The sequence below is a fragment of the Serratia sp. TSA_198.1 genome, assembly GCF_052686505.1.
Genome location: NZ_JBQZFP010000001.1, coordinates 84,054 through 109,213, shown reverse-complemented (window position 1 = coordinate 109,213; position 25,160 = coordinate 84,054). Strand labels below are relative to the sequence as shown.

The following is a 25,160-nucleotide window of genomic DNA, read 5'->3' as shown; positions in this document are numbered from 1 at the left end:
AACCGATGCCGCGGGGTGATGTTTCAAGCGCCCGGCGTATGCACGTCCTCTGGCGAAGAACCGGTGTTGGCCAGTTTTTCTTGCGCCAACGCCTCATCTTCGCCGCCTTTCTCCAGGCTTTCCTGTTCAGCCCCCTGCTTGGGCGCGTACACCAGTTCCACCAGAATCGGGAAGTGATCCGAACCGACGTGGGTTAAACGACGCAGCGAGCCGAGCACAAAATCATCGCTGTGGAACACATGATCCAGCGGCCAGCGCAGGAACGGATAGCCGGCATGAAAGGTGCTGAACATGCCGCGACCGCGACGCGGATCCAACAGACCGCTGACTTTAAGGAACAAGCGGGTAGTGGTCGACCAAGCCACATCGTTCAGATCACCGGTCACAATCGCCGGGAACGCCGATTTGGCAACACTTTTTCCCACCATGACCAGCTCGGCGTCACGATCTTCCGACTCGTCATTCTCGGTGGGGCTTGGCGGCATCGGATGCACGCAGTGCAAGCGCACCTGCTGCCCTTGCGGCAAATGCACCATCATGTGCATCGACGGAATCTCTTTATCCACCAGGTACTGAATTTCCGCATCGCTGAGTTTCAGCCGCGAATAAACATGCATGCCGTAAAGATTATCCTGCGGGCATTTCAAACTGTAAGGATAATCTTGTTCCAGCGGCGCCAGCCGCTGCTCCCACCAACTGTCGGTTTCCACCACCACCAGCACGTCCGGCCGCTCGGTCGCCACCAGCGCCAGCAGTTTATCCGCCTGCCGATTGGGGGTTAACACATTGCACACCAGAAGGCGCAAACGCGGCTTGTACTGGTAGCCGGTAAAGTCCACTACCTGGGGCTTGCTCAGTCGGGTATAAGGGAAGATCCATACCCCCTGATACGCTACGCAGGCCAGATTCACCGCTATTATGCCCCACACCAGCGGCGAGGACAGAGGCAGAAAAAGCAGGTTAAGCAGTAACACCGATAATGACAGCGCCAGTATTTGCAGGCGTGGAAAATCCCACACCCGAATCCACCAGGCTGTATGCTTTGAGAGTGGCGCAATGGTCACCAGCGCCAGCAAAAGCGTCAGTATGGCGGTAATCCCCGTCACGTTTATTTCCTCATCATCCTCCAGGCCGGTCAGGCTGACGGCCTCTCTGGCCGCCCGACCGGGCGGCAGCCAAAGAGTGCCATAAAAAGCGCCCGCCCCGCCAGCAGGCGCTAGGGAATAATCCTTCTGCGCCGGAACTCGTCAAACAGCGTGAAGAACATCGCCTCGGTTTCGACAAATTGGGTGAAACCAAAACGCCTCGCCTTGCTGCCGTCGGCAAACATGTCGTAATCCCACGAGAAAACAAAATCGGCAAAGCGCCAGCCGGTCACCGCATGGTAATCAGTCACCGCCAAATCATGCTGCTGCGCGAGGGTCGCCCACAACGCGGTTTTATCCGCCATCATCTGTTCCAGCGACATCGGCAGCGGCGGCGCCGTATCCAGGCCAAAATAATCGGCAATTTTCGGCCACATCTCGCTCCAACGGAACAGATCGCCATTATTGATGTTAAACGCCTGATTGGCCGCTGCAGGCTCGGTCGCCGCCCACAGCGTAGCCCGCGCCAGCAGGCCGGCATCGGTCATTTCCAACAGGCTGTGGTAAGCCCCCGGTTTGCCGGGAAAACGCAGCGGCAGCCCCAGCGCCTTGCTGATTGAGGCATAAACGGCAACGGTCAGCGCCAGGTTCATTGGATTGCCGAGCGAAAACCCGCCGACCACGCTGGGGCGAATCGCGCTCCAGCGCCAGCGTTTGCCCTGCTGTCGCCGCTCAAGGTAGTGCTGCTGATCCACGTTGAACTCCGGTGGCATATGTCCGGCGTCACTTTCACGCGCCGGGGTTTTAAATGGCCCCAGATGCGCGCCATAAACCTTGTAGCCCTGCATCAGGCTGATGTGCTCCAACCCTTGCGCCACCGGCTCGACCGCGTCTACCACGTTCGTCAACATCGCCAGATTCGGTACCACCAGCCCCGCCCAGTCCGGCGCGTCCTGATAAGCGGCATAGAAAATATGGCTAACCTGCGTCAGAGGTTGCAGCGCGTCGCGCGTCGCCTGTGCATCCAGCAGATCAACCGCCAGATAACGCACTTGCGGCCGGTCCACGCCACCGCGCCGCGACAGACCGACCACTTGCCAACCCTGTACGACCAGTTCCTCAATCAGTTTATGGCCGATGACACCATTAGCGCCGACCACCAGCGCCAGTTTGCCGTTTTGCATGTTCTCTCTCCTGCCAGGTATGGATGCACCCACTGTTATCGATTAGCAAAGCTTGCGGTAGACGCCATTTTTAACTAACACTTATAAGAAAAACCTATAAATGGAGCATCGATGGACAAACTGAACGCCATGAAGACTTTTGTCCGCATAGCGGAACTGGGCAGCCTCTCAGCGGCGGCCCGCGATCTGGGGTTGACGCAACCTGCGGTCAGCCAGCAGATCGCCGGGCTGGAGCAGCAATTGGGCACGCAGTTGCTGTTTCGCAGCACCCGCGCCGTCTCCCTGACCGATGCCGGCGGTGGTTATTACCGGCAAATCAAACCGATTCTAGCGGCGGTAGACGAAGCGGAAGAGGCGCTGCACGGCCTGAACCAGCGGTTGCAAGGAAACTTACGCATTCATGCACCCACGGGGTTCGGCCAGCAGCATCTGACGCCGCTGGCGATCGCCTTTCAACAGCGCCATCCGGAGCTGAATATTGAGTTACTGCTGGACGATCGTCGAGCGGATGTCATCGGCGAGGGCATTGACATAGCGATTCGCTTTGGCGAACTGAGCGCGCCGGGCACAGTGGCGCGGCGGTTGGGGGAATTGCAGCGTATTCTCGTGGCCTCGCCGGCTTATCTGGCGGCGCATGGCATGCCGCAAACGCCGGCCGCATTGACGGCCCATGCACATATTCGTTACAGCGGCCTTAGCGACGGCGATGCGCTGACGTTAATCGGCCCTCAGGGCGCCGAGACGGTGACTGTGCGGCCGGTATTCCGCGCCAACAACACCTTCTCGCTGCTGGCCGCCATCGAGTCTGGTTTGGGCATCGGCGGTGCGCAACGGCCGCTGATTGGCCGGCAATTGGCGGCAGGTACGCTGGTACAGGTATTGCCTGCCTGGCACTATCCGCCGATGGCGCTGCATGCCGTTTACCCCGCCGCGCGGTTTATTCCTGGCAAAGTACGAGCGTGGGTAGATTATTTGCTGGGAGCGTTGGAGGGCATTGAAGGCATTAGATTAAACAAGGCCCCCGACCAGGCGCCGGGGGCCTAAGCGTTATTTGAACAGCTTACCGACCATATCGCCCAGTTCGTTGCTGTCCTGCTGCACTTCGCCATTTGGCGATGCGGCGTCAGTCACCGACGGCAGGAACTGCGCGATGGTGCTGGAAGCCTGAGCAGGATCGATCCCCAGCTTTTCGGCCAACTGGTTGATGGCATCGCTGCCCAGCGCCTGCTGAACGTGATCGCCGCTGATCGGCTGGTTTTCACCGTTGCCCAACCATGAGCCGACCACATCGCCGAATTGCCCCTGGCGGAACTTGTCCAAAATCGCCTGCAGGCCGCCTTGCTGCTCGACCCATTGCATGATAGCGACGTAATCCAGGCCTTTGCCGCCGTTAGCGCCGCCACCCAGAATACTGCCCAATACGTTATCAAACAGACCCATGCTCATCCCCTTCTGGCCGCCGGCCCAGGCCGCGCGACCGCTATGATTTAACGAAAAAGGGTCGCCGCAGCGACCCTGTTGATCAGCATCTGACTAGCTTCTGACCTTTCTGTAGACAAAAAGTACCACCAGGGCACCGATTATTGCGACAACGAAGCTGCCCAGGTTAAAGCCATCTACGCGACCCATACCGAAGAAGGTACTGATATAGCCGCCAACTACCGCACCGATGACCCCGAGGATAACAGTCACGATAAAGCCACCGCCGTCCTTGCCCGGCATGATCCATTTAGCCAGGATACCGGCGATTAAACCAAAAATGATCCAGGAAATGATGCCCATTTTTACTCTCCCTATTTACTTTTTGCCTAAAAGAAAACCTACCACCAGGCCCACAACGGCACCGGCGCCAACCCCAGCCCAGGGGTTGTCCTTAATGTAAGAACAGGAGTGACCGGCAACCTCTTTCAAACCGGCCCGCACTTCGCATGCAGCAGATTTTGCACTGCCGCACAGCTGTTCCACATTGTCTTTAACGTCATTTTTAACTGACATTTCATATCCTTAAGTTAACATAGCCGAAAAGTTCACACCTATGTTTCCCTATGCTTGCCGTCACCGGCAGCGCGATACAGGGTGATTCGCGACAAACACGCAGCTTCACACTGTTACTATAGTCAAATATCAGCAGTTTACACATTTCCGTCTGTCTGAATTTGTCTGTACAAAAAACGATCTAATTCATCTGACTGTCATTTCCGCGGGCTATACTTGAAGTGAATATTTCCGCTGGAGATAGGCAATGAACAATATGCCATTCATGCTGATACTGGCCGTCATCTATACCTTTGCCGCCCTCTGGGATGGGTCTGCCGCGCAGTTGTTGATGTAATCTCGCGCCCCGCTCAGCTTTCGCAAAAAGGTTTGATTAAACGGCCGAACCACTCAGCAAACGCCGTGAAACGCGCCGAACGCTGTCGCCGGTGGGGATAAAGCAGCGCAATGCTCATCGCCGATGGCCGGGCCTGCGGCAGTATCTCTCGCAGGCTGCCGTCATCCAGATGATGCTGGAGATCGAATCGCGGGTTCTGAATCATTCCCAGCCCTTCCAGACAGCAGCCGATATAATTCTCCGCATTGTTGACCGTCACCCGGCTACGCAGCGTTTTTTCAACCGATTGCCCTTCCTGCTCCCACTGCCAGGTCTCCGCGCCCGCCAGATTAGGCTGCGCGTACCCCACCACCCAGTGCTCGTCCAGTTGATCGGTATGCTCCGGCATCCCGTAGCGCCGCAAATAATCCGGGCTGGCGCAATTGACCATGCTCAAACGGCCAAGCGGCTGGCTGACCAGGCTACTGTCGCTGAGGCTGCCGACACGCACCACGCAGTCTACCCCCTCCTGAATCAAATCGATCGAGCGGTCGCTGGCGCTAAGGAAGAGTTGAATATCGGGGTATTGCAGGAAAAAATCAGGCAGCGCCGGCACGATGATTCGCCGGGCAATGCGGCTGGGCACATCGACCGTCAAGCGACCGCCTATCGGCCCGTTTTTCTGCTGAAACAGCGTGTCCAGCGCGTTCACGTCGAACAGCAGGCTGCGCGCTTTGTCGAGCAGCAGCTCGCCGTCGCTGGTCAACTGTACCTTGCGGGTAGTGCGATGAAACAGGCGCGCGCCCATTTCATGTTCCAACTGTTGGATCGCCGCCGACACCGTGGTTTTTGGCATCAGCAGGATGTGTGAAGCGCGGATAAAACTGCCCACCTCGGCAACCTGGATAAAAACCCGTAATCTCCCTATCTTGTCCACCGGCTGTGCATCCTGAAAAAAGCTGCGGCGGTTTGCCGCAGCAAATTGATATTAACGGGTAGTATAGCCACCGTTGGCGAACAACGTCTGCCCGGTGATCCACCAACCGTCGGTGACCAAAAACTTGACGATAGGCGCGATGTCCTCAATATCGGTCAGGCCGGTTTTCGAGAACTTGCTCAACGCGGCGGCACTGCTATGGTATTCCACCGCGTCCTTGCTTTCCTGCCCATAGAAGAACGGCGTATCCATCGGGCCGGGGCCGATGGCGTTCACGCTGATGCCACGCTCGCCAAACTCCTTGGAAGCCGCGCGGGTAAAGTGTTCCACCGGAGCCTTGCTGCCGGGGTACACCGCATAAAACGGCGTATAGGCCGCCAGCAGCGAACTGACGATGGTCACGATACGGCCATTGTCCGCCAGGTGTTTGCCTGCTTGCTGAATGAAAAAGAATGCCGCTTTGGCATTGACGTCAAAACTGGTGTCGTAATCCGCCTCAGTCACCTCGGCGATCGGCTTTTTGATCACCAGACCGGCGGTATTGATCGCAATATCCACCTTACCGAACGCCTTAATCCCTTCCTCAAACAGATGCGCCACGTTGGCCGGCCGGGTCAGATCGCCCTGCACCGCTATCGCCTGCGCCCCCGTCGCTTTCACCGCGGCCAGGGTTTCTTCCGCCGCCGCACGGGTCGCGTCGCTGTTGTAATGCACCACTATGGCCGCCGCGCCGTTGGCCGCCAAATCGCGTGCTACCAGGCCGCCCAGGTTCTTCGCGCCGCCGGCGATCAACACCACTTTTCCATTCAAAGATTGCTTACTCATGACCATGACTCCGTTAGTGAAAGTTGCAATGAGTATAGGAACCCTGACCGCTCAGATAATCTGTCCAAATCGGGATGAACCGTCCCACTTTTTCGCTCAATTCGTTTGGCCGCGTACCAAAGCGCCAGAGCGTGATCGTCCACCGGGCATTCACCGCGAATCGCACTACACTTGTAAGTCACCTGCGGCAATAGTTGCCCAGAGAAATTATTTATCCCCGCCCTCGGGCCGGTTTACAGCCTGACGGGCCATAACCGAGGTCAATGTCATGTTGATTCAACCTTATTTATTTTTTAACGGTAATTGCGAGCAAGCGGTGAATTTCTACGCCCAGCAACTGGGCGGTAAAATTGAAATGATCATGCGTTACAAGGAAATGCCCGAGGAAGCAAAACAAGGTGGCCCACAGGATGCCGATCCGGAATCCATCATGCATGCAAGGTTGCTGATTGGTGAAAGCGCGCTGATGGCCTCCGACGGCTGCCCGCAGGATGGCGCCGACGCGTCACATAAAGGATTTTCCCTGTCGCTCAACCCAAAAGACGTGGAACAAGGGCGTGAACTGTTTGAAAAGCTGTCGCAGGGCGGACAGGTAACCCTGCCTTATGGGCCCACTTTTTGGGCCAAGGGGTTTGGCATGCTGACCGACCAATTTGGCGTCAATTGGATGATTAACGTTGAATAATGCCACCTCATCGCGGTGCCCACGGCCTCTGACGGACACCGCGCCTTCGGCAATCAGCTATAGTGATGCCAGTCGTAGGCTGCCATGGCGAACAGTGCAAACAGCCCCGCCAGCAGCACCAGTCCCAAGCGCCAGTAAGGCGATTTACGTCGCCGCCAGGCAAAAAACATCATCACCGCCAGCACGCCCAACGTGACCGGGTAATACACCGCCAGCGTCAGTAAAGTAATAATGATGGTGTCAGACACACTCGCGATCCTCTGGTTTTCGGGCGGTTTTGAACGAATCGTAACATCTGCCGAGGGTAACTTGTTTAAGGGAGTAGTGGTCAGCAGAATTAACGAATAAGATGTAAGATAGTTCTTAACTTTATTTAAAAATCACACAGTAGAAAGGGTTACATGACACAGCAGCAACCGCAGGATGCCGATCTGCCGCGCAACGGTAAAAATTCCCCGTTATTATTTCAGGCTGGCGTGTTTGTCATCATCGTTGCCGCCACGCTGATTCTGTTTAACGTTTGGCAAATTTGGAATGCGCATCAGCGCGAGCTGAAAAGCGCCGAATATGAATCCGCCAATCTGGCACGCTCGCTGGCGCAACATGCCGATGACACTTTCTTGCAAGTGGACAGTACGCTGTCCGATCTGACCGAACGCATTCAAACCGACGGTCTGGGCCAGCCGCAGCAATTGAGGCTGCAAAAGTTGATGCAAGGAGAGGTCGGCAATCTGCCTCAGTTGCATGGCCTGTTTATTTATGATTCGCACGGCAGTTGGATAGTCACCTCTTCAGGCAGGTTCGTGCAGGGCGCCAACAATGCCGATCGCGAGTATTTTAAATACCACCTCGAGCACAACAGCAACGCGATTTATATCGGCAAGGTGGTGCGCAGCCGTTCAACCGGCGATTTGATCATTCCGGTGTCACGCCGTTTAAATCACCCGGACGGTAGCTTTGCCGGCGTGGTGCTGGCGACACTATACGTCGATTATTTCCGCCAATTTTACGACACCTTTGCGCTTAACAGCGACGCCGCGCTCAGCCTGCTGCTGGCGGATGGCACCATTCTCTACCGCCGCCCTTATTCCGCCGCGTCGATCGGCAAAAATATCTCTCAGGGTGTGCTGTTCCGCGAAATCCTGCCGCATTCCGAATTCGGTAATGCCACCATCACCTCGCTGTACGACAAGGTGGAAAGGATTTATGGCTATTCAAGGGTCAGCCGCTATCCGTTGGTGATCACCGCCGGGCTGTCGAAGGAAGACGCGCTGGCCGACTGGCGCAACGATTCCGGCCTGTTTGTAGCCGGAGGCGCCACACTGCTGGCCATTTTGTTGGCGTTGGGGCTGGTGTTGATGCGGCAGATAAACCACAGCGTGCGCACCGAAGCCGAACTGATGCGCACCCGCGATCAGCTCACCAGCATCAACCTGCGGCTTGAAGAGCTGGCGTTGCTGGACGGCCTGACCGGGCTGGCCAATCGCCGCCAGTTTGATATCGCCTTAAAGAACGAACTGGCGCGCGCGGCGCGAAACTACCGCAGTGTGGCGCTGCTGATGCTGGATATCGACTATTTCAAACAGTACAACGATATCTACGGCCACGTCGCCGGCGACCAATGCTTGCAGCAGATCGGACAAATGCTCAAGGGGCTGGCCAGCCGCAGCAATGACATCATGGCCCGCTACGGCGGCGAAGAAATGAGCATCATACTGCCGGACACCGACGCCCAGGGGGCGCTGATTTTCGCCGAACGCGTGATGCAGGCGGTGCGTGAACTGAAGATACCGCATCAGGGAAATCCACACGGCGTTATCACCCTCAGCATTGGCATCTGCGCCAAAGTGCCGCATATGTACAACGACACGCCAATTGGTTTTATCAATATGGCGGACAGCGCGTTGTATCAGGCCAAAAAAGAGGGTAAAAACCGCATCGTCTGCAACAGCGCGGCGGTTTAACCCAGCCCCATAGTGATACATGACCGGCAATCTGTTGCCGGTCAGCTTACCGCCCCAACGTCGCCTTCCTGGCGCGCCACCAGCGTCAAAATGCTGTACAGCGCCACCGCCTGCTGATGCTGATTCAGCACCTGAACATCCCACACCACGACCCCATGCGGGCGATCCTCTGCGGTTTTCTGCGGCTTGCGGATTTTCTTTTTGCAGGTCAGGCGCACCTGGAGCGTATCGCCGATTTTCACCGGCTCGATAAAGCGCAGGTTTTCCATGCCATAGTTGGCGATCACCGGCCCCACGCCAGGGTCGACAAACAGCCCGGCGGCGGCTGAAACCACAAAATAGCCGTGCGCCACCCGCTCGCCAAACAGCGACTCGGCGGCACCGATCTTGTCCATGTGGGCGTAGAAATGATCGCCGCTCAGGCAGGCAAAATTCACGATATCGGCTTCGGTCACGGTGCGGCGGGCGGTCAGCAGACTTTCGCCCAGTTGCAGTTGTTCAAAGTATTTACGGAACGGATGAACCGGATCCTCTATCACCGGCGCTCCGCGCACCCACTCGCGGCCAATCGCCGCCAGCATCGCCGGGCTACCCTGGAGGGCGGTGCGTTGCATATAGTGTTTCACCGCACGCAACCCGCCCAACTCCTCGCCCCCACCGGCACGCCCCGGCCCGCCGTGCATCAGCATCGGCAGCGGTGAGCCGTGGCCGGTGGATTCCACGGCCGCGTGGCGATCCAGGATCAGCATACGGCCGTGGGCACAGGCGGTGGCACGGATAAAGCGCGTTGCCAACGCCTCATCGGCAGTCACCAATGATCCCACCAGGCTACCCTGGCCCAGCAGCGCCAGCTCAATCGCCTGCTCGGTCTGTTGATACGGCATCAGCGTCGCCACCGGCCCGAAAGCTTCGGTGCCATGTACCGCCTGGTGCGAAAACGGATCGGGGCAATACAGCAGCGTGGCCGGATAAAACGCGCCGTTCTGCACGCCCTCACCGACCAAATCCAGTTTATCGAGCGCCGCACCGCACAGCGGTTCGCAGCCGTGGTGCAGCAGGAACTCCACCTTTTGCTGCACATCATTGCGCTGCTCGCGGCTGACCAGCGCCCCCATTCGCACCTGTTCCAGCTTGGGATCGCCCAACGTTACCCCGGCCAGCCGTTGCAGTAGCGCCTGTTGCACCTCAACCACCCGCTTCGCCGGCACGATAATCCGCCGGATGGCGGTGCATTTCTGCCCGGCCTTGGCGGTCATTTCACGGCACACCTCCTTGATGAACAGCGCGAACTCCGGCATTTGCGGCGTGACGTCCTCCCCCAACACGCAGCAGTTGAGCGAGTCGGCCTCCATCGTGAAAGCGATAGATTTTGCCAGCAGGCGCGGGTGCGCGCGCAGGTGTTGGCCGGTCTGCGCCGAGCCGGTGAAGGTCACAGCGTCCTGATAATCCAGGTGATCGAACATGTCGCCGATACCGCCGCACACCAGTTGCAAAGCCCCCTCCGGCACCAGCCCGCTGTCGATAATCAACCTGACCATCGCCTGCGTCAGCTGCGCGGTGGCCGTCGCCGGTTTAATGATGGCCGGCATGCCCGCCAGCCAGGTCGGCGCCAGTTTTTCCAGCATCCCCCAGCAGGGGAAGTTAAAGGCGTTGATATGCAGCGCCACGCCCGGCCGCGAGGTCAACACGTGGCGAGCGGCGAACTGCGCCTGTTTGGATAATGGAATCGGCTCGTCCTCCGGCCACAGGGTATCGTCCGGCAGTTCACGTCCCGCCATGCCGGCATAGGCGAACAGCGTCGCAATGCCGCCTTCGATGTCCACCCAGCCGTCGCTGCGCGTGGCACCGGTCTGGTATGAAATCTCATACAACGCCTCTTTGTGCGCCAGCAGGTGTTTAGCCACTGCCTTCATCATTTGCGCGCGCTGCTGGAATGTCATCTGCGCCAGCGCCCTGCCGCCTTTATGGCGCGCATAGTCCAGGCTGGCGGCCAGCGGCAGGCCGTCGGAGCAAACCTGATACAGCGGTTCGCCGGTAATGGCGTGATGGATTTCGCGGGCTTGCCCCTGGCCGAACACCCAGCCGCCAGAAAGGTAACTGTGTAACTGCTGCATGTGCATCTCCGGAATTCATAAATTTACACTAAATAGCTTAATTACGTATCACATATTGTCCAGTTTACACCCGATCAAAATTTAACAAAAATCAAACAACATGACCGCAGCTCGAGCCAAACACATCGAAAATACGCCCGAACTTATTTTATAAAAAACATATAAAACAAATAATTAAAAAACATCTTTGTGAGTGACATCGCAAAACCACATAAAGGCCCTTTGATCTTTTTGTTATCAGTTTGTAGCCTTAAGGTGAATTAAAGTGATTCACATTTTTATATTTAATGTGAAAAATACGAATCACCATGAGGCAAGCATGACCACTGACGCGCAATATCAGCAGCACTTCGACGCCAAGATTGCGGCGGATACCGCCATCGAAGCCAAAGACTGGATGCCGGACGCCTATCGCCAAAATCTGATCCGCCAGATTGGCCAACACGCCCATTCCGAAGTAGTCGGCATGCTGCCGGAAGCCAACTGGCTGACGCGGGCACCAACCCTGCGCCGCAAGGCGGTGCTGCTGGCCAAGGTGCAGGACGAAGCCGGACACGGTCTGTACCTGTACAGCGCCGCCGAAACCCTGGGCTGCTCGCGCCAGGAGATCTACCGAAAAATGCTCGACGGCAAGATGAAGTATTCCTCCATCTTCAACTACCCGACGCTCAACTGGGCGGATATCGGGGTGATTGGCTGGCTGGTCGACGGCGCAGCCATCGTCAATCAGGTGGCGCTGTGCCGTGCCTCTTACGGCCCCTATGCGCGGGCGATGGTGAAAATCTGCAAAGAAGAAAGTTTCCACCAGCGCCAGGGTTACGAAGCGGTGATGGCGATGGCTAACGGCAGCGAGCAACAAAAAGCCATGCTACAGGACGCCATTAACCGATTTTGGTGGCCAGTGCTGATGATGTTCGGCCCGAGCGACACCGACTCACCGCACAGCGCGCAAAGCATGGCGTGGAAGATCAAACGCCACAGCAATGACGAGCTGCGGCAGAAATTTGTCGACAACACCGTGCCGCAATTGGAAGCGCTGGGCATGACCGCACCCGATGCCGAGTTGGCCTGGGACGAGGCTGCCGGTCACTACCGCTTCGGCGCTATCGACTGGAGCGAGTTGCATGAGGTGATCAAGGGGCGCGGGCAATGCAACCACGAACGTCTGCAGGCCAAGCGTCGCGCTTGGGACGACGGCGCCTGGGTGCGTGAAGGCGCGCTGGCCCACGCGACGAAAAACGCCGCCACCGCCGCATAGATGAAGGAATCGAAAATGACTCACGCTGAATGGCCGCTGTATGAAGTGTTTATTCGCAGCAAACAAGGGTTGGCGCACCGCCATGTCGGCAGCCTGCACGCCGCCGATGACCAAATGGCGCTGGAAAACGCCCGCGATGCCTATACCCGGCGCAGCGAAGGTTGCTCAATCTGGGTGGTGCAATCGAGCCATCTGATCGCTTCGCAGCCGGAAGATCGCGGGGCGTTCTTCGATCCGTCCGATGACAAGATCTACCGTCATCCGACGTTCTACACCATTCCCGACGGCATCAAGAACATGTAGAGGCGGCCATGACCTTTAACGATCCGCGAATCACCTATGTACTGCGTCAGAGCGATACGCCGCTGATCCTCGCCCAGCGGCTGTGTGCCTGGTGCGGCCACGCGCCGGAGCTGGAAATCGATCTGGCGCTGGCGAATATCGGCCTGGATCTGCTCGGGCAGGCGCGTCACTTTCTCGGCTATGCCACCGAACTGGCCGGGCCGCAATACGGAGAAGATCGCCTGGCCTTTGGCCGCGACGAGCGTGAGTTCCACAACCTGCTGCTGGCGGAACAGCCGAACGGCGGTTTCAACGACACCCTGGTGCGGCAGTTTTTGCTCGACGCTTACCACGTGCAGTTGCACCAGGCGCTGAGCCGCAGCCGTGACCCACAGCTGGCCGCCATCGCCGCCAAATCGCTGAAGGAGGCGGATTATCACCTGCGCTTCAGCCGCGGCTGGATGATTCGCCTGGGCGATGGCAACGCGGTCAGTCATCAAAAAATTCAGCAGGCGCTGGATAACCTGTGGCGCTTTACCGCTGAACTGTTCCATGCCGATGACCTCGAGCTGGCGTTGGCGGAACAAGGCATCGCTGCCGATCCGCGTCAGCTTGAGGCACCCTGGCGGGCGCTGGTGGACGACACCCTGCGCCTGGCCACCCTGACGTTGCCGGAGGAACAGGCGTTCCGTCACGGCGGCAAACAGGGGCGACACAGCGAACATCTCGGCCCGCTGCTGGCAGAAATGCAGTTTCTGCAGCGCGCCTATCCCAACAGCAACTGGTAAAGAGGCCGCCATGAACATCACCCGGCTGCAAGCCGCCGAGATCCCGCAAATCTGGCACTGTCTGCAACAGATCAGCGATCCGGAACTGCCGGTACTGTCGATCACCGATCTGGGTATGGTGCGCGACGTAGAGCCGGACGGCGCAGGCTGGCGCATTACCTTTACGCCGACCTACTCCGGCTGCCCCGCTACCGAATATCTGCTCAACGCCATCGAGCAGCGGCTGGCGGAAGCCGGTTTCAGCCCGGTGAAGGTGGCAATCCGCCTCAGCCCGGCCTGGACCACCGACTGGATGAATGCGGCTGCGCGTGCGCGGTTGCGGGACTACGGCGTCGCGCCGCCGCAGGGCCACACCTGCGATAAACCCGAAGCCCACGGCCCGGTGCCCTGCCCGCGCTGCGGCAGCACCCACAGCGAAAAAATCAGCGAGTTCGGCTCCACCGCCTGCAAGGCACTTTACCGCTGCTGCGAGTGCCGGGAACCGTTCGACTATTTCAAATGTATATAGGCCGCGCCCTGCAATAGGAGAACACCATGACGCTCTTCCATCGCCTTAACGTCGCCGCCATCGAGCGCGAAACGCCGGACGCCGTGGCCATTACGCTGCGCGTGCCCGATGAGCTGAAAAGCCATTACCGCTACACCCCCGGCCAGCATCTGACGTTAAAGGCGTGGGTCAACGGCGAAGAGCTGCGCCGCTGCTATTCCATTTGCAGCGCCCCGCAGGAAGGGCTGCTGCAGATCGGCGTCAAAGCGATTCATCAGGGGCGTTTCTCCTCGTTCGTCAATCAAATGCTACAGGTCGGCGACGCGCTGGAGGTGATGGTGCCGCAGGGGCGTTTCGGCTATCAGCCGCTGGCGGAAAACTGCGGCAACTATCTGGCGATTGCCGCCGGTTCCGGCATCACGCCGATGCTGTCGATCATCAAGGCCACGCTGCAACTGGAAGCCAACAGCCGCTTCACGCTGATCTACGGCAACCGCAGCAGCCGTTCGGTGATGTTCAAAGAGGCATTGTGCGACCTGAAAAACCGCTATCCGCAGCGCTTTCAGCCGCTGTACCTGTTCAGCCAGGAGAGCCTGGACAGCCCGCTGCTCAGCGGTCGCATCGATCGCGAACGCCTGACGGCTATCGGGAGTGCGTTGCTGGATTACCGCGACTACGACCACGCCTTTATCTGCGGGCCGGAGGCGATGATGGACGACGCGCAAACCGTGCTGGAACAAGCCGGCGTACCGGCTGCCCATATCCACAGCGAACGTTTTAACACCAGCGGCATTGCCGCCCGCCCGCTCAACGACGGCAGCCGCAACGCCACCCAGGTAGAGATCCTGCTCGATGGCCGCCGCTTGAATATCGAGGTTGGCGCACAAGACGACAGCATTCTGGACGCGGCGCTGCGCCAGGGCGCGGACCTGCCCTACGCCTGCAAAGGCGGGGTATGCGCTACCTGCAAATGCCGGCTGAAGGCCGGCCAGGTGGAGATGGCCGTCAACTACAGCCTGGAGCCGGATCAACTGGCCGCCGGCTACGTATTGAGTTGCCAGTCGTGGCCGCGCGGCGACGGCGTGGTGTTGGACTTTGACGTCTAGGAGACGGTAATGGAAACCCCTTTGATCTTGCAACAACAGCAGCGACGCGTGGTCACCCTGACGCTGCATCGCCCGGAGGCGCGTAACGCCCTGAGCACCCCGTGCCTGGAACAGTTGGTGTATCAGCTGGAACAAGCCGATGCCGACGCAGGCGTGGGCGCGGTGGTGATAGCCGGTGCCGCGCGCTTCTTTGCTGCGGGTGCCGATCTGCGGGAGCTGCAACAGCAGGACCTGCCCGCGGCACTGGCAGATCGCCGACCGTTGCTGTGGCAGCGGCTGGCGCAGTTCAGTAAGCCGCTGCTGGCGGCGGTAAACGGCTACGCGCTCGGTGCCGGCTGCGAGCTGGCGCTGGCCTGCGACCTCATTATCTGCGGCGAAAGCGCCCGCTTTGGTTTGCCGGAAATCACCCTTGGCCTGATACCGGGAGCGGGTGGCACCCAGCGTTTAATTCGCTGCGTCGGGAAATCCCTGGCCGGCCAGATGGTGTTGACCGGTGAGGCCATCAACGCCACTCGCGCGCTGCAAGCCGGGCTGGTCAGTGAAGTGTGCGTCGACGCGCTGACGCTGGAACGCGCTCAGCAGATCGCCGAACGCATCAGCTTACAGGCCCCGCTGGCGCTGCGTGCCGCCAAGCAGGCGCTGAAACAGGCGGAAGAAGTCGGCCTCAGCCAGGGGCTGGCCTTTGAGCGCCAGCAGTTTGTCGCGCTGGCCGCCACCGACGATCGCCGTGAAGGCATCGCCGCCTTCTTCGAAAAACGTACGCCAAACTATCAGGGGCGCTGATTTATGGATAACGCATTGATTCTCACCCACCTCGACGCCGGGGTTCTGACCCTGACCCTCAACCGGCCGGACCGGCTGAACAGCTTTAACGACGAGATGCACCACCAGCTCAGCGAGGCGCTGACCCGCGCCGAACGTGACGACGAGGTGCGCTGCTTGCTGATCACCGGGGCCGGACGCGGTTTTTGCGCCGGGCAAGACCTGAGCGATCGTAACGTCAGCGTTGAGCAACAGGCGCCGGATCTCGGCCTGTCGGTCGAACGTTTCTATAACCCGCTGATCCGCCGCCTGACCGCCTTGCCCAAACCTGTGGTGTGCGCCGTCAACGGCGTGGCGGCGGGTGCCGGAGCCGCGTTGGCATTGGCCTGCGATATCGTGATCGCCGCCGACAACGCCAGCTTTATCCAGTCGTTTTGCCGCCTGGGGCTAGTGCCGGACTCCGGCGGCAGCTGGTTCCTGCCGCGTCTGGCGGGCCATGCCCGCGCCATGGGCATGGCGCTGCTCGGCGACAAAGTCAGCGCACAGCAGGCGTTGGAATGGGGCATGATCTGGCAGGTAGTGGCCGCAGACGAATTGACCGACCACACCCAAACGCTGGCGCGGCATCTGGCTACCCAGCCGACCTACGGGCTGGGGCTGATAAAAAAAGCCCTCTACAGTTCGGCGACCAACAGCCTCGATCAACAGCTTGAGCTGGAGCGCGATCTTCAGCGCCTCGGCGGCCGCAGCGACGATTATCGCGAAGGCGTCAGCGCCTTCTTCGCCAAACGCACGCCCCATTTCAGCGGGAAATAACCATGAACCTGCCGGACTTCAACGGAACCGTGGCGGTGATTGGCGCGGGCACCATGGGCATCGGCATTGCCCAGGTGGCGGCCCATGCCGGGCATCAGGTGAAACTGTTTGATATCGCCGCAACCGCTGCCCAAAACGCGCTGGACGCCTTAAGCCTGCGATTGCGCCGGCGTGTGGCGGCCGGCAAGGCCGATGCGAAAACCACCGAGGCATTGCTGGCGCGCATCCAGCCGGTGGATACGCTTGAACAACTGGCCGACAGCGCACTGATCATAGAGGCGGTAGCCGAAAAACTGGCGATCAAACAAAGCCTGTTTCGGGAGCTGGAAACCCTGTGCTCGCCCGCCGCGCTGTTCGCCAGCAACACCTCGTCGCTGTCGATTACCGCCATCGGGGGGGCGCTGCGGCATCCGCAACGCCTGGCCGGGCTGCACTTCTTTAACCCGGCCCCGCTAATGAAGCTGGTGGAGATCGTCAGTGGGCTGGACACCAGCGCCAACACCGTCGCCACCCTGCAAACGCTGGCCCGGCAATGGGGCAAACAGAGCGTGCTGTGCCGTTCCACGCCGGGGTTTATCGTTAACCGCGTGGCGAGGCCTTTTTACGCCGAAACCCTGCGCGCGCTCGAAGAACGGGTGGCCGACGTCGCCACGCTCGATACGGTGATGCGCGATGCCGGCGGTTTCGCCATGGGGCCGCTGCAACTGACCGATCTGATTGGCCAGGATATTAACTATGCCGTCACCGAGTCGGTATTTCAGGCCTTTTTCCAGGATCCGCGATTTACGCCGTCGCTGGTACAGCAAGAGCTGGTGGCCGCCGGGCGTCTGGGCCGCAAAAGCGGCTGCGGCTTTTATCGTTATGACGGCGAACCAGCGTCGTCGACCGCCGTCTGCCTGCCCCTCTCGCAGGCGGAGCCGCCACGCAGCATCCAACTGCACGGCAACGAAGCGGGCGTGGCGTTTTTGGCCGGATTGCTGACGGGAAATGCGGAGGCGATCATACAACCTGGCCAGACCAGCGCCTTTGCCCGGATCGACGAAGTTACATTTATGTTAACCAATGGTAAAACAGCCAGCCAGATTGCCGAGGAAACCAGAACCCCCGTGGTGCTGTTTGATCTGTCCGCCAACTATTCGCAAGCCCCCTGCGTCGCCATCAGCTGCGCAATGCAAAACGACGCACGGCACAACGATAAGGTAGTACGCCTGCTGCAATCGCTCGGTAAGCAGGTGATTTTACTGCCGGATTACCCTGGCCTGCTGGTGATGCGAACCCTCGCCATGCTGAGCAACGAGGCGCTGGACGCGGTAAATAAAGGCGTCGCCAGCGCCGAAGATATCGATAGCGCCCTGCGTTGCGGCGTCAACTACCCGCACGGCCCGCTGGAATGGGGGGCTGTGCTCGGCTGGCGGCAAATCCTCGCTACGCTGGAAAACCTGTATCGCTACTACGGCGAACCGCGCTATCGGCCAATGCCGTTGCTGCGCCACTACGCTTTCCTCTCTTCAGGAGCCGAATGATGAACGCCAATACGCCCCATGCGCTGGCGCAGCGCTGCGCCGAACGGATGTTTCAACAAGATACCTGCGCGCAGGCGATGGGTATGCAGGTAGAAGATGTCGACGCCGGTTTCGCCAGGGTCAGCATGACCGTTGGCCCGCAGATGCTTAACGGCCACCGGACCTGCCACGGCGGCCAGCTGTTCAGCCTGGCCGATACCGCTTTCGCCTATGCCTGCAACAGCCAGGGGTTGGCTGCGGTGGCATCCGGTTGCAGCATCGATTTTATCCGCCCGGCGCTGGCGGGCGATCGCCTCACCGCCAGCGCCGAGCTGCGTCATCAGGGCAAAACCACCGGGCTGTATGACGTAGAGATAGTCAACCAACGGGGCAAAACCGTCGCCTGGTTCCGCGGCCGCGCACACCGCCTCGGCTACCCTGTGTTAGGGGAGCAGCCATGAGTCAGGCATTTATTTGCGACGGCGTCCGCACGCCGATGAGCCGCGACGCGCTCTACCCCCAGCGTATCGACGCCGGTCAGGGTATTGCTATGATCATTGAACGGGCATGACACTCCGAGGCTAACTATGACAACCCTTCCACGGCCACTCGACACCATTGAGTTCGCCTCGCGCGATGAAATAGAAGCGCTGCAGCTGGAACGTCTGAAATGGACGCTGCATCACGCCTACAACAACGTGCCGATGTATAAACGCAAGTTCGATCAGGCAGGCGTACACCCCGACGATCTCAAACAGCTGAGCGATTTGGCGCGCTTCCCCTACACCACCAAGCAGGATCTGCGCGACAACTACCCGTTTGACACCTTCGCCGTTCCGATGGAACAGGTGGTGCGCATTCACGCCTCGTCGGGCACCACCGGGCGACCGACGGTGGTCGGCTATACCCAACGGGATATCGATAACTGGGCCGATATCGTCGCCCGCAGCCTGCGCGCCGCGGGCGCCACCGCCAAAGACAAGGTACATGTGGCCTACGGCTATGGCCTGTTTACCGGCGGCCTGGGCGCCCATTACGGCGCAGAGCGGCTCGGGGCGACGGTGATCCCGGTGTCCGGCGGGCAAACCGAAAGGCAGGCACAGCTGATCCTCGACTTCAAACCCGATGTCATCATGGTGACGCCGTCTTATTGCCTGACGCTGATCGACGAACTGGAACGCAAAATGGGCGGCGATGCCCGCAGCTGTTCGCTGCGCCTCGGGGTGTTCGGCGCCGAGCCCTGGACCGAGGCATTGCGCCACGAGATTGAGTCCCGTCTGGGCATCAGGGCGCTGGATATTTATGGCCTGTCCGAAGTGATGGGGCCGGGCGTTGCGATGGAGTGCGCCGAAAGCGGCGGCGGTTCGACCATCTGGGAAGACCACTTCCTGCCGGAGATCATCTGCCCGCAGAGCGGCGAAGTCCTGCCGGACGGCCAGCACGGCGAACTGGTGTTCACCACCCTGACCAAAGAGGCGCTGCCGGTGATCCGCTACCGCACCCGCGACCTCACCCGCCTGCTGCCGGGCGATGCGCGCCAGATGCGGCGCATGGGGAAAATCACCGGCCGTTCGGACGACATGCTGATCATTCGCGGCGTCAACGTGTTCCCGTCGCAGGTGGAAGAGCAAATTATGCAGTTCGAACAGCTGTCGCCGCACTACCAGTTGCAGGTCAGCCGCAGCGGGCATCTGGATACCCTGGCGGTACGCGTTGAGCTGAAAGAGTCGGCGCTCAGCCTCAGTCACCAGCAGCGCTGCGAGATCTGCCACCAGTTGCGTCACCATATCAAATCGATTATCGGCGTCAGCACCGACGTCAGCATCGCCAACTGCGGCGATATCCCGCGTTCGGAAGGCAAGGCCCAGCGCGTGGTCGATCTGCGGCCGCGCTAATTCAGCCGGCGTCACGGATGACGCCTTAATGAATTGTGTTAATGTTGTGTCTCATCGACGGCTAACCCATGGAAAAATATGGAACATAAATTGGATGAGTTTATCCGCCATGCTGTAGACGCCCAGCCGATCAGCGGCACTTCACTGATTATCTCCCTGTATGGCGATGCGCTCAGCCATCGCGGCGGCGAGGTGTGGCTCGGCAGTCTGAGCGCGCTGCTGGAGGCGTTGGGTTTCGGCGATCGCTTCGTTCGCACCTCGGTGTTCCGTCTGCAAAAAGAGGGTTGGTTGGCGGTGGAGAAAATAGGCCGACGCAGTTTTTATCGGGTGACCGATCAGGGCATGCGCCAGTTCCGCCACGCAGAGTCGAAAATTTATCTCAGCGAACCACCGGCCTGGGACGGCAAATGGGATTTATTGCTGCTGGAAAGCGCGGAAAAAAGCGAGCGGGCACGGCTGAAAAAAGAGCTGGGGTGGCTGGGTTTCGGCCAGATCGCCAATAACCTGATGGCGGCGCCCACCCATGCGCAAACCGACGTGACGGCACTGCTCGGCGAGCTTAACGCCAGCGAGCAGGTGATCTATTTCCGCGCCGACTACCCGTACAACCGCTCCGAACCTACCCTGCAACAGTTGGTGGCTACCTGCTGGTCTTTGGCAGACGTGGCTGCCGGTTATCACGAGTTTATCGTCTCCTTCCGCCCGCTGATGCAACTGCTGCGCGAAGCCGACGACGCCCTGCTGACGCCCCAGCGTTGCTTCCAGATTAAGCTATTATTGATCCACTTCTTTCGCCGCGTGGCGCTGAAAGATCCGCTGTTGCCGGACGCCCTGTTACCGGCGCAGTGGGAGGGGCAAATCGCCCGCAATTTGTGCATCAACATTTATCAGCGGGTAGACCGCGCCGCGACCGACTATGTCAGCGCGCTGGCGGAAACCACTATCGGTTCCCTGCCCGCCCCGGCGGCAAGTTATTATCGGCGCTTTGGCGGCCTGCCACGCGATACTCTCAAGGAGATTTAACTATGCCTGTGTATCAGATTGACGGCCTGACGCCGGTGGTAGATCCGAGCAGCTATGTGCATCCGACGGCGGTGCTGATTGGCGACGTGATTATCGGCAAGCAGGTCTATATTGGCCCGAACGCCAGCCTGCGCGGCGATTTTGGCCGGCTGGTTATCTGCGACGGTGCCAACATTCAGGACAATTGCGTGATGCACGGCTTTCCGCAACAAGACACCGTAGTCGAGGAAGACGGCCACATCGGCCACGGCGCAATCCTGCACGGTTGCCGCATCCGCCGCAACGCCATGGTCGGCATGAACGCGGTGATCATGGACGGCGCAGAGATTGGCGAGAACAGCATCGTCGGCGCCATGGCTTTCGTGAAGGCGGCAGCGGTGATTGAGGCCAACAAACTGGTGGTCGGCAGCCCGGCGCGAGTACTGCGCGACCTGACCCAACAGGAGCTGGCGTGGAAAGTGACCGGCACGCGTGAATATCATGATCTGGTGCTGCGCTGCAAATCCACGCTGAACGAGGTCGAACCGCTGGCCGAAATGGAGCCCGGTCGTCAGCGCCTGAGCTTTGGCGATCACCTGCTCCCGAAAAGCCAACTTTAAACGGGACGGGCTACCGCATTCCGTTCAAAAGTGGTTTACAGTTAATACCCTGTATCGCCACTGACTCCTGGACCGGAATCCATGCCAAGAACCGCCAAAACCGTTGAAATCCCCGCCATCGGCGAACTTGATCGAAACGCGGGGCAGCTCAGCCTCCAGCTTGCCCAGGCGTTGCGGGCCGCCATTCATAAAGGCGAGCTGAAAGCAGGCGATCTGCTGCCCTCGACGCGGGTGCTGTCGGGCGCCTTGCAGCTCGCCAGAGGAACGGTGCTGGCCGCCTTTGAGCAGCTAACCGCCGAAGGATTTCTGGAAGCGCTGCCCGGTTCGGGTACCCGCGTGGCCCTGTCGCTCAATCGCAAAACCCCGCCACCGGCCAAAAAACCGCAGACCTGCGACATTCCCCTGACCGCCCAGGCGCAGGCGCTGGCACAATTCTCCGCCCAACGGGCGCCCTTGCCACCGGTCCCTTTCACCGTCTCGGTACCGATCAATGATACTGCCCCCGATGACGTCTGGCGCCGGCTCGGCAACCGGATCCGCGCCCGGGGGCCTGGCGCCCCATCAGGCTACGGTGACCCTCTTGGCGAGTTGCCGCTGCGCAAAGCAGTCTGTGAATATGTGCGAAAATCGCGTTCGGTGCTCTGTACGCCAGAACAGGTGATCATCACCTCCGGCACCCAGCAGGGACTTTATCTCGCCACGCAAATCCTGCTGGACGCCGGCGACGCCGCCTGGGTTGAGGACCCCGCCTATCGCGGTATTACCGCTATCTTTGACAACCTGCTCAGGGACCGGCAGATGGCACGGGTGCCGGTCGATGACCAAGGTATAGACGTGGCGGCGGGCCGAAGAATAGCGCCACGGGCCAGGGCCGCTTTTGTCACCCCGTCTCACCAGTATCCGCTGTGCATGCCGATGAGCATGTCGCGCAGGCTTGAGCTGCTGGCCTGGGCGAAAGAGCAAAAAGCCTGGATTGTCGAAGACGATTACGACAGTGAAATGCGCTACGCCGGTCACCCTTTTCCCTCTCTGCAAGGGTTGGATCCCGCCAGAGTCATTTACCTCGGTACCTTCAGCAAAATCCTGTTCCCGTCATTGCGGCTGGGTTACGCCATCGTCCCGGAACCGCTGCTGGCTGCCTTCTGCGGTGCGAGAGTGCTGATGGACCGCCACCCGCCCACCGCCGACCAGCACGTACTGGCCAGCTTTATGGCGCAGGGGCATCTGGATCGCCATATCCGCAGAATGCGCGGCGTCTACGCGGAAAAGCGGCGCGTGCTGACTGACGCCGTCAACGCGCATATTTCGCCGCATCTAGCTGCCTTGCTCCCTAGCGACCAGGGGATGCACCGGGTATTGTGGTTGAAAGCGGGACTGGATGACCGACGGGTGGCCGCCGGTGCCGCCGAGGCCGGAGTGGCGGTCAGTGCGCTGTCGCCGATGTACGCACCTGACAGCGGAAAAAGCGGGTTGATCCTGGGGCTGGGAGGTTACGACGACAAGGCTATTCACCGCGCCGCCCAAAAACTGAATCAGGTACTGGTGTCGATAGCGGCCTCCTGAGCATCAGGTTTAAAAGGGCTGCATTGAATGCAACCCTGCCACTGACTCATTTCTCTTTTCGTGTACCGCGAAATGCCCGGCGCCATTCGCTGGGGCTAATATCGAACCGCGACCGAAAGCGCTGGCGGAAGGAAACCGGGGACTGAAAACCCGACAATTCCGCCACGGTCTCTACGCTGTGATCGGTACTTTCAAGCAGTTCCTGACTGCGCTGCAACCGTTCGGCATTTAACCACTCACCGACGGGGACACCGGTGGCTTTGATAAAATGGCGGGTAAAGGTACGCCGGCTCATATTGACAAATCCCGCCAGCGAATCGAGGTCGTGGGGTTTATCGAGATTGCGACGCAAATAATCCAGCAGTTCGTTGATTTTGTTATCGCGCGTGGTTTCCGGTACCGGACGTTCAATATATTGCGCCTGCCCCCCTTCGCGATAAGGAGGCGTTACCATGCGTCTGGCCACCCGGTTAGCCAGCGTGCTGCCGTAATGTTTACGAACAATGTACAGGCAACAGTCTATTCCCGCCGCGGTTCCGGCCGAGGTAATAAGACGATTGTCATGGGTATAAAGCGCATTGCTATCCAGATGCACTGCGGGAAAACGGCGGGTAAAGTCCCGTTCAAATTCCCAGTGGGTTGCCGCACGACGATGATCCAGCAACCCCGCGTAGGCCAGTACGTAGGTGCCCAGACACAGACCCACAACGTCTGCGCCGCGTCGCCACGCGGCTACCAGAGAGGCAAGCAAGGCTTCGGAAGGTTTGCTTTCTGGGTGGTTCCAGAACGGAACAACGACAATATCCGCCGAATCAAGCGCCTCCAGCCCTTCACCAACGTTGATTGATACCCCAATAGCAGAATGCACTACGCCAGGATGCTCCGCACAAATATGCAGATCAAACAGCCCCGGTTCCGGCATTGCCTGACCAAAAATGATGCAGGGTACCGAAAAATGGAACGGGCTAAAACCATGGGTGGCAATGACAGCGACGGAAAGTACAGACATAGATTTGGTTCTCGTTTCTCGTCGGCCTATTTTTGTTTACCGGCACACCGCGCCCCCTTTTCAGCACCAAAGGGCGTTGCGCGGTTACTGGGCCGAGAATGTTATCAGAACGTACAGGTTTCACCGTCTGCCGGGATCAGCACGCTGTCCTGAATACCTTTTTCAATGGCATACTCGCGCAGTTCATCACGGCTAAGGATACAGTGGTTAACGGCTTCCATGTGGGAGGCCACGATCATAGCCTGCGGCATAAGCTCATGCGTATGCAGCACATCGTCTTTACCCATAATAATCGCGCCGATCCCGTCAACCTGAGCAAAACCGGTATTTAACACCACCACATCAGGCTTCCAGGCGCTCAGGCTGTCCACGTAAGGCTTAACCCAGACGGTATCGCCTGCAATATATAACGTTTTTTCATCGGCGTGCTTGAATACCAGACCACAGGCATCACCCAGCCGAGCAGCGAGATCGGGATTAGCATAAGCCTCATCGCTTCCGTGCTGGCCGCCAGTTTTGATGATGGTCATGCCCGCAAACTCATTGCTGTCTTCAAGAGCGCGCACATTACTGAAACCCTGAGCGCGGATCAATTCGGCATCGCTGTCGTTTTGAGTCAGGATGAGGCTATCTTTTGCCACTTTATCCTGCGCGGCCTCATCCCAGTGATCTCTATGAGTATGGGTAACAATGATGGCATCGACATTCAGCAGTGCATCAATCGATAGCGGCAGCGCCACCAGAGGATTACGCAGATGGGAACGCGCCGTACCGGCAAAACCGTCCCAAGCCTCTTTGTCAGACAGCATAGGGTCAATCAGAAATTTAGTGCCTGCGTATTCAAGCAACAGCGTGGCATTGCGAATTTGGGTCAGTTTCATGCTTTCGGCTCCGAATAGGGGTCGTCTCAACAGGTCGAATGCAGGTTGCTCGGCAATCAAGCGCTCTGCTGTAGGTAGAGAAGC

General features: G+C 59.2%; 27 protein-coding genes. 16 read left to right on the top strand and 11 right to left on the bottom strand.

What is annotated here, in order from left to right; all coding sequences use genetic code 11:
• Nucleotides 1–23: 23 nt before the first annotated feature.
• Both ACUTSW_RS00495 and ACUTSW_RS00490 read right to left on the bottom strand, forming a co-directional pair.
• On the bottom strand, nt 24–1,106 hold the full coding sequence (locus ACUTSW_RS00495; protein WP_445583414.1) for an endonuclease/exonuclease/phosphatase family protein: 1,083 nt from the start codon (nt 1,104–1,106) through the stop codon (nt 24–26).
• A 110-nt stretch (nt 1,107–1,216) separates the two neighbouring features.
• Nucleotides 1,217–2,269 (bottom strand): SDR family oxidoreductase, encoded by a 1,053-nt coding sequence (locus ACUTSW_RS00490; RefSeq protein WP_445583413.1) that lies wholly within the window; start codon nt 2,267–2,269, stop codon nt 1,217–1,219.
• 111 nt (nt 2,270–2,380) lie between these two features.
• Here ACUTSW_RS00490 and ACUTSW_RS00485 point away from each other — a divergent pair, with 111 nt between their 5' ends.
• The gene (locus ACUTSW_RS00485; RefSeq protein WP_445583412.1) at nt 2,381–3,313 is read left to right on the top strand and encodes a LysR family transcriptional regulator; all 933 of its coding nucleotides are present in this window, start codon (nt 2,381–2,383) and stop codon (nt 3,311–3,313) included.
• Nucleotides 3,314–3,316: 3 nt separating this feature from the next.
• On the opposite strand, the gene ACUTSW_RS00480 is transcribed toward ACUTSW_RS00485, so the two are convergent.
• The 5 genes from ACUTSW_RS00480 to ACUTSW_RS00460 all read right to left on the bottom strand — a co-directional run bounded on the left by ACUTSW_RS00480 (nt 3,317) and on the right by ACUTSW_RS00460 (nt 6,342).
• Nucleotides 3,317–3,709 carry a YidB family protein gene (locus ACUTSW_RS00480; protein ID WP_062871245.1) on the bottom strand — a complete coding sequence of 131 codons (393 nt, stop codon included), beginning with the start codon at nt 3,707–3,709 and terminating at the stop codon, nt 3,317–3,319.
• 93 nt (nt 3,710–3,802) lie between these two features.
• Entirely contained in the window at nt 3,803–4,051 is a 249-nt protein-coding gene (locus ACUTSW_RS00475; RefSeq protein ID WP_013813563.1) for a GlsB/YeaQ/YmgE family stress response membrane protein, read from the bottom strand.
• 15 nt (nt 4,052–4,066) lie between these two features.
• The gene (locus ACUTSW_RS00470) at nt 4,067–4,264 is read right to left on the bottom strand and encodes a glycine zipper domain-containing protein (protein WP_062871246.1); all 198 of its coding nucleotides are present in this window, start codon (nt 4,262–4,264) and stop codon (nt 4,067–4,069) included.
• Between the two features lie 350 nt (nt 4,265–4,614).
• The gene (locus tag ACUTSW_RS00465; RefSeq protein WP_445583411.1) at nt 4,615–5,517 is read right to left on the bottom strand and encodes a LysR family transcriptional regulator; all 903 of its coding nucleotides are present in this window, start codon (nt 5,515–5,517) and stop codon (nt 4,615–4,617) included.
• 51 nt (nt 5,518–5,568) lie between these two features.
• The gene (locus ACUTSW_RS00460) at nt 5,569–6,342 is read right to left on the bottom strand and encodes an SDR family oxidoreductase (RefSeq protein WP_062871248.1); all 774 of its coding nucleotides are present in this window, start codon (nt 6,340–6,342) and stop codon (nt 5,569–5,571) included.
• A 268-nt stretch (nt 6,343–6,610) separates the two neighbouring features.
• Between ACUTSW_RS00460 and ACUTSW_RS00455 the strand changes: the two genes are divergently transcribed.
• A complete protein-coding gene (locus ACUTSW_RS00455; RefSeq protein WP_013813567.1) occupies nt 6,611–7,027 on the top strand; it encodes a VOC family protein in 417 nt (138 codons plus the stop codon).
• 53 nt (nt 7,028–7,080) lie between these two features.
• Here ACUTSW_RS00455 and ACUTSW_RS00450 read toward each other — a convergent pair whose 3' ends face one another.
• Nucleotides 7,081–7,275: a hypothetical protein gene (locus ACUTSW_RS00450; RefSeq protein WP_006326225.1), complete on the bottom strand. Its 195-nt coding sequence runs from the start codon at nt 7,273–7,275 to the stop codon at nt 7,081–7,083.
• Nucleotides 7,276–7,428: 153 nt separating this feature from the next.
• Here ACUTSW_RS00450 and ACUTSW_RS00445 point away from each other — a divergent pair, with 153 nt between their 5' ends.
• The gene (locus ACUTSW_RS00445; RefSeq protein ID WP_063197132.1) at nt 7,429–8,991 is read left to right on the top strand and encodes a sensor domain-containing diguanylate cyclase; all 1,563 of its coding nucleotides are present in this window, start codon (nt 7,429–7,431) and stop codon (nt 8,989–8,991) included.
• Nucleotides 8,992–9,032: 41 nt separating this feature from the next.
• Here the strand turns inward: ACUTSW_RS00445 and paaZ are convergent, their stop codons facing one another.
• Nucleotides 9,033–11,105, bottom strand: a complete 2,073-nt coding sequence (paaZ, locus tag ACUTSW_RS00440) for a phenylacetic acid degradation bifunctional protein PaaZ (RefSeq protein WP_445583410.1) — start codon at nt 11,103–11,105, stop codon at nt 9,033–9,035.
• 319 nt (nt 11,106–11,424) lie between these two features.
• Between paaZ and paaA the strand changes: the two genes are divergently transcribed.
• From paaA to pdxR, 13 genes are all read left to right on the top strand, one after another.
• A complete protein-coding gene (gene paaA, locus ACUTSW_RS00435; protein WP_063197239.1) occupies nt 11,425–12,363 on the top strand; it encodes a 1,2-phenylacetyl-CoA epoxidase subunit PaaA in 939 nt (312 codons plus the stop codon).
• 15 nt (nt 12,364–12,378) lie between these two features.
• Complete coding sequence (paaB, locus tag ACUTSW_RS00430) at nt 12,379–12,666, top strand: 1,2-phenylacetyl-CoA epoxidase subunit PaaB (protein WP_004946321.1); 288 nt, start codon at nt 12,379–12,381, stop codon at nt 12,664–12,666.
• Between the two features lie 8 nt (nt 12,667–12,674).
• Nucleotides 12,675–13,433, top strand: a complete 759-nt coding sequence (paaC, locus tag ACUTSW_RS00425; RefSeq protein WP_445583409.1) for a 1,2-phenylacetyl-CoA epoxidase subunit PaaC — start codon at nt 12,675–12,677, stop codon at nt 13,431–13,433.
• Between the two features lie 10 nt (nt 13,434–13,443).
• Nucleotides 13,444–13,941, top strand: coding sequence for a 1,2-phenylacetyl-CoA epoxidase subunit PaaD (paaD, locus tag ACUTSW_RS00420; protein ID WP_063197126.1), 498 nt, complete (start codon nt 13,444–13,446; stop codon nt 13,939–13,941).
• Nucleotides 13,942–13,967: 26 nt separating this feature from the next.
• A complete protein-coding gene (gene paaE / locus ACUTSW_RS00415) occupies nt 13,968–15,026 on the top strand; it encodes a 1,2-phenylacetyl-CoA epoxidase subunit PaaE (protein ID WP_445583408.1) in 1,059 nt (352 codons plus the stop codon).
• Between the two features lie 9 nt (nt 15,027–15,035).
• The gene (paaF, locus tag ACUTSW_RS00410) at nt 15,036–15,809 is read left to right on the top strand and encodes a 2,3-dehydroadipyl-CoA hydratase PaaF (RefSeq protein ID WP_445583407.1); all 774 of its coding nucleotides are present in this window, start codon (nt 15,036–15,038) and stop codon (nt 15,807–15,809) included.
• A 3-nt stretch (nt 15,810–15,812) separates the two neighbouring features.
• On the top strand, nt 15,813–16,604 hold the full coding sequence (gene paaG / locus ACUTSW_RS00405) for a 2-(1,2-epoxy-1,2-dihydrophenyl)acetyl-CoA isomerase PaaG (RefSeq protein WP_445583406.1): 792 nt from the start codon (nt 15,813–15,815) through the stop codon (nt 16,602–16,604).
• Nucleotides 16,605–16,606: 2 nt separating this feature from the next.
• Entirely contained in the window at nt 16,607–18,127 is a 1,521-nt protein-coding gene (locus ACUTSW_RS00400) for a 3-hydroxyacyl-CoA dehydrogenase (protein ID WP_445583405.1), read from the top strand.
• A complete protein-coding gene (gene paaI, locus ACUTSW_RS00395; protein ID WP_445584430.1) occupies nt 18,127–18,567 on the top strand; it encodes a hydroxyphenylacetyl-CoA thioesterase PaaI in 441 nt (146 codons plus the stop codon). The genes ACUTSW_RS00400 and paaI overlap by 1 nt, the downstream gene beginning before the upstream one ends.
• Nucleotides 18,568–18,693: 126 nt before the next feature.
• A complete protein-coding gene (paaK, locus tag ACUTSW_RS00390; RefSeq protein WP_445583404.1) occupies nt 18,694–20,001 on the top strand; it encodes a phenylacetate--CoA ligase PaaK in 1,308 nt (435 codons plus the stop codon).
• A gap of 78 nt (nt 20,002–20,079) precedes the next feature.
• Nucleotides 20,080–21,024, top strand: a complete 945-nt coding sequence (gene paaX / locus ACUTSW_RS00385) for a phenylacetic acid degradation operon negative regulatory protein PaaX (RefSeq protein ID WP_006326257.1) — start codon at nt 20,080–20,082, stop codon at nt 21,022–21,024.
• A 2-nt stretch (nt 21,025–21,026) separates the two neighbouring features.
• Complete coding sequence (gene paaY / locus ACUTSW_RS00380; RefSeq protein WP_445583403.1) at nt 21,027–21,623, top strand: phenylacetic acid degradation protein PaaY; 597 nt, start codon at nt 21,027–21,029, stop codon at nt 21,621–21,623.
• 81 nt (nt 21,624–21,704) lie between these two features.
• Nucleotides 21,705–23,186, top strand: a complete 1,482-nt coding sequence (gene pdxR / locus ACUTSW_RS00375) for a MocR-like pyridoxine biosynthesis transcription factor PdxR (protein ID WP_445583402.1) — start codon at nt 21,705–21,707, stop codon at nt 23,184–23,186.
• Between the two features lie 46 nt (nt 23,187–23,232).
• Here pdxR and ACUTSW_RS00370 read toward each other — a convergent pair whose 3' ends face one another.
• Both ACUTSW_RS00370 and ACUTSW_RS00365 read right to left on the bottom strand, forming a co-directional pair.
• A complete protein-coding gene (locus ACUTSW_RS00370; RefSeq protein WP_445583401.1) occupies nt 23,233–24,195 on the bottom strand; it encodes a GlxA family transcriptional regulator in 963 nt (320 codons plus the stop codon).
• A gap of 104 nt (nt 24,196–24,299) precedes the next feature.
• Nucleotides 24,300–25,076, bottom strand: coding sequence for an MBL fold metallo-hydrolase (locus ACUTSW_RS00365; protein ID WP_445584429.1), 777 nt, complete (start codon nt 25,074–25,076; stop codon nt 24,300–24,302).
• Nucleotides 25,077–25,160: the final 84 nt, after the last annotated feature.